We start from the raw sequence: 2,196 nt of genomic DNA, 5'->3' as shown, positions 1-2,196 counted from the left end.
CGTCGTGCAGTTCGCCGAGCTGCTCGCCGAGCTTGTCGACCGCCTTGCGGCGCGCCTTGATCGGCGTCGGCCACAGGCGGCCGAGCAGCGACAGATGCATGGAGTGCGTCTTGGCCGCCTTGCGCAGGTTGTGAAAATCCTCGTCCTCGCCGCGCGCCTCCGCCTTGTCGCGCGCCTTCTCCGCCCGCCGCAAGGTGGCGCGGGCGCCGTCGGCCAGGATGTCGGCCGCCTGTTCCGGCAGGTCGGGCAGCGCCAGCCTGTCGATACGCTCCAGGCCTTCCCGGCAGGCGGCCACGGCCGCGTTGATGGCGGCGTCGAGGCCCGGGCCGGCATGAAGCTCGTGCTGGCGCAGCACCAGCCGTTCGCGCACGGGATCGAGACCGCCGCCTGCGGATTGTTCCGGAAAGGCATCGGCGAGGCGGTCGACGGTCTCGATGAGCGCCGTCGCCTCGCGCGGGCCGGCGAGCAGCGCCGAGACCTGCTTGTAGCATTCATTCTCGGTCCGGCAGAACGGTTCGTCCCCGGAACGAACCATGCGCAGCAAGGCGCGCACGCTCTTCAGCCGCTTGCGGCATTTGTGCAGGCCCTGCTCCGGCTTCTCGCGCGCCGTCTCGAGATGGCTGATGGCCCTGCCGATCTCGTCGGCCAATATGCGCCTGACCTCGCCGGTCAGCGGCAAGCGCGGATCGATGCGGAAGCTCATGCGGCGATCTCCGGTATCCCCCCGAGGGCCAGCGACGCGTTGTAGAACCTCGACTCGCCGGTGACCTCGCGACCGAGCCAGTCGGGCAGCATTTCGTCAGATACGTCCTCCGGCGTCTCCAGCTCCGCGATCACCAACCCCGCGAGCTTGCCGCCGAAAACATCGACTTCATAGAGATAGCCACGGTGTCTAACATGGTGGCGTGTCTTCTCGATGACACGTCCGATGGCAAAGGCCATCAATTCCTCGGCCTCGGCAAGCGGGATCGAATATTCGAATTCGTCGCGTTCGCGCGCCCTGACGCCGAACTTCAACGTCAGCTTGGCGGAGCGCCCGTCCGAGATGCGCACGCGCACGGTGCGGCCGGGCTGGGCGGCGACATAGAACTGGCGAATGCGGATCTCCGCCTCGACCTCGTCTCGCCAGGCGGAACTGGAGACCAGGAATTTACGCTCGACTTCCTTGCCCATGGCCGCGCACTAAAGCCTGTGGGGGCAGTGAAGGCAAGCCGGTTCAGAGGTCAAATTTGACTTTAATCAATCGATTGATTAAACATTGAGGTATGGACAGGCAATCAATTGCGAAAAGGCAGCAGCGCGAAGCCACCACCGCCGACCAAACACGCGCGGCGCTGGTGCACGCGGCGCTCAAGCTGTTCGGGCGGCAGGGGTTCGACGGCACGTCGACGCGCCAAATCGCGGCGGAAGCCAAGGCCAATATCGGCTCGATCGCCTATCATTTCGGCGGCAAGGAAGGCCTGCGCGCCGCCGCCGCCGACTTCATCGTGGAAACCATCCAGGGCATCGCCGGCCAGGCGCTGGGCGGCGCCCAGGGGACCGCCCCGGCAAACCCGGAAGCCGCCAGGGCACAGCTCTTTGCGGCGCTGGAGCGGATGGTGGGCTTCGTCATCGTCAGTCCGCAAGCGGGCGAGATCGTACAATTCGTACTTCGCGAGCTCTCGCATCCGACCGCCGCGCTCGACCGCATCTATGCCGGCGTCTTCGAGCCGACGCACCGGCGGCTGTGCCAGATCTGGGAGCAGGCGACCGGCGAACCGGCCGAGAGCGAGGCAACCCGGCTCACCGTTTTCACCATGATCGGCCAAGTCATCTATTTCCGCATCGGCCGCGAAGCGGTGATGCGCCGGATGGGCTGGCGCGAGATCGGCGAGAAAGAGGCCGCCAAGGTGGTGGCGGTCACGACCGGCAATCTCAGGGCAATGCTAGCGGCGCGCGATGCGCCCGCCGGCAAGAAGGGCAAATCATGAGCTTTCTCTGTTCGTTGCCGCTCGCGGCCCAACTGTTCGGCGCCTGCGCGCCGGCGGCACCCCTCGCCGTCGGCTATGTCGAAGGCGAATATGTGCTGATGGCGCCGATCGAAGTGGCCCAGGTGGCGACGGTGACGGTGAGGCGCGGCGACCGCGTCGAGACCGGCGCGGCGGTGGCGACGCTGGAAGATGCCGATGCCAAAATCGAGGTGGCGCAGGCCGAGGC

General features: G+C 66.7%; 4 protein-coding genes. 2 read left to right on the top strand and 2 right to left on the bottom strand.

Going from position 1 to position 2,196, the window contains the following annotated elements; genetic code table 11:
- Positions 1 to 703 (bottom strand): CHAD domain-containing protein (locus EOA24_RS35110; RefSeq protein WP_133374792.1); only part of this gene is annotated, 703 nt, incomplete at its 3' end.
- Positions 700 to 1,173 (bottom strand): CYTH domain-containing protein, encoded by a 474-nt coding sequence (locus tag EOA24_RS35105; RefSeq protein WP_126080268.1) that lies wholly within the window; start codon positions 1,171 to 1,173, stop codon positions 700 to 702. The genes EOA24_RS35105 and EOA24_RS35110, both read right to left, overlap by 4 nt.
- Positions 1,174 to 1,265: 92 nt before the next feature.
- Here EOA24_RS35105 and EOA24_RS35100 point away from each other — a divergent pair, with 92 nt between their 5' ends.
- Positions 1,266 to 1,970 carry a CerR family C-terminal domain-containing protein gene (locus EOA24_RS35100; RefSeq protein ID WP_126080269.1) on the top strand — a complete coding sequence of 235 codons (705 nt, stop codon included), beginning with the start codon at positions 1,266 to 1,268 and terminating at the stop codon, positions 1,968 to 1,970.
- Positions 1,967 to 2,196 (top strand): biotin/lipoyl-binding protein (locus tag EOA24_RS35095; RefSeq protein WP_127410657.1); only part of this gene is annotated, 230 nt, incomplete at its 3' end. The genes EOA24_RS35100 and EOA24_RS35095, both read left to right, overlap by 4 nt.

Origin of the sequence: Mesorhizobium sp. M2A.F.Ca.ET.039.01.1.1, from assembly GCF_003998035.1 — a bacterium.
Taxonomy (GTDB): domain Bacteria; phylum Pseudomonadota; class Alphaproteobacteria; order Rhizobiales; family Rhizobiaceae; genus Mesorhizobium.
The sequence above is the reverse complement of the archived record's forward strand: the minus strand, read 5'-3'. Positions and strand labels throughout refer to the sequence as shown.